The 1,952-nt window shown below is 49.4% G+C and carries 1 protein-coding gene; it reads left to right on the forward strand.

What is annotated here, in order from left to right; genetic code table 11:
* Nucleotides 1-204 precede the first annotated feature (204 nt).
* The coding region (locus JX312_RS12930; protein ID WP_204458335.1) for a fructose-1,6-bisphosphatase at nt 205-1,952 on the forward strand (1,748 nt) is incomplete at its 3' end.

Below are 1,952 nucleotides of genomic sequence, written 5' to 3' on the forward strand. Positions count from 1 at the left end.
GTTGGCGGTGATGAGAGGGGTGAAAACAACCGGAAAGATCNGCTGAGGTTGAAAAAAGAATTAACAATATCATTATTTTAACTTTCGTAAATAAGTCAAGACGAGTTCTGTTTCTAAGTTTTTTGATTTGGTTTATCGTTCGGGCAACACGAATATAAAAACTATTTGCTATCTTTGCAAGATAATATTTTTCGCGTTCAAGGAATGACACCAATATCGAAAAACATAACGGAGACCCACGTTGAAAACGACCGGCGCGTGCTTGAGCTTCTCGCACAGTCGTTTCCCAACATCAGCGCAGCCTCGACCGAAATCATAAACCTCGAGGCAATCCTTAATCTACCTAAAGGCACTGAACATTTCGTTGCCGACATCCACGGCGAACACGAGGCTTTCAGACACATTCTGCGAAACGCTTCCGGAAACATCAAACGCAAAGTTACCGAACTTTTCGGCACTTCCATGCGTGAGCAGGAAATCCGGGAGCTTTGTTCGCTTATATATTATCCGGAGCAGAAACTCCAGATTATCCGCGCTTCGGAAAACCAGCTCGCGGATTTCTACAATATAACCCTGCACCGTCTCATAAAGGTATGCCAGTCGGTGTCTTCGAAATACACCCGCTCGAAAGTGCGCAAGTCTCTGCCGCGTGAGTTCGCATACATTATCGAGGAACTCATGCACGAGTCTCCTTCAGACGATGACAAGCAGGCTTATTTCTCAAGAATCATCGAGACCATAATATCCACAGGTCAGGCAGACGAATTCATCATCGCGCTCTGCAACGTGATCCAGCGTCTGAGCATAGACCAGCTTCACATCCTTGGCGACATTTTCGACCGCGGACCGGGCGCGCATATAATCATGGATATCCTCTGCGATTACGGCAGGTTCGACATACAGTGGGGCAACCACGATGCCTTGTGGATGGGAGCGGCGGCAGGCAACGAATGCTGCATGGCGAACGTATTACGGCTCTCTCTGAGATATGCCAACATGGCGACTCTGGAAGACGGCTACGGCATAAACATGGTGCCGCTCGCAACCTTCGCCATGGAGACATACGGAGATGACCCCTGCACACGCTTCATGCCTCATATCGCAGGGGATGACGAAGAGAACGCATTTACAGAAAAATCCAGACTTCTTATAGGTCGAATGCACAAGGCTATAGCAATAATCCAGCTTAAGCTGGAGGCGCAAATGGCAAGGGAGCATCCGGAATGGGGACTCTCTGACCGCGATCTGCTCTCGCGCATCGACAAAGAGAAGGGTACCGTCACTCTCGATGGCAAGGAATATCCTCTCAACGACACCAATTTCCCCACACTCGATCCCGCTGACCCGACAGCTATGACTGACGAGGAGAAGGAACTTGTCGACAAGCTACGTCATTCATTCAGCGTCAGCGACAAACTGATGAAGCATATCGACTGCCTCTTCTCCAACGGATGCATGTATGGCATATACAACTCAAACCTTCTCTTCCACGCTTCCCTGCCTCTTAATGAAGACGGCACGATGAAGGAGGTGGAGGTATGCGGAAAGAAATACAAAGGTCGCGGACTGCTGCATAAAATAGGAATGACCATGCGCGAGGCGTTCAACGATGATTCTTCGGAAGAGGAACGCAAATATGCCCGCGATTTCTTCTGGTACCTGTGGTGCGGACCGGACTCTCCCCTTTTCGACAAATCCAAGATGGCGACTTTCGAACGATATTTCATTGACGATCCCGCCACACACGTCGAGGAGAAGGGGTGGTATTTCAAGCTCCGGAACAAAGAGGAGGTATGCGATATGATTCTCGATGCGTTCGGAGTCGAGGGTGAACACCGCCATATAATAAACGGTCACGTTCCGGTCAGGGCTGCAAAGGGAGAGAGTCCCATACGAGCCAACGGGAAATTGATGGTCATCGACGGAGGTTTCGCGAAAGCATATCACAATAC

Origin of the sequence: Barnesiella sp. CU968 (assembly GCF_905219685.1) — a bacterium.
GTDB classification, from domain to species: Bacteria; Bacteroidota; Bacteroidia; order Bacteroidales; family Muribaculaceae; genus Lepagella; species Lepagella muris_A.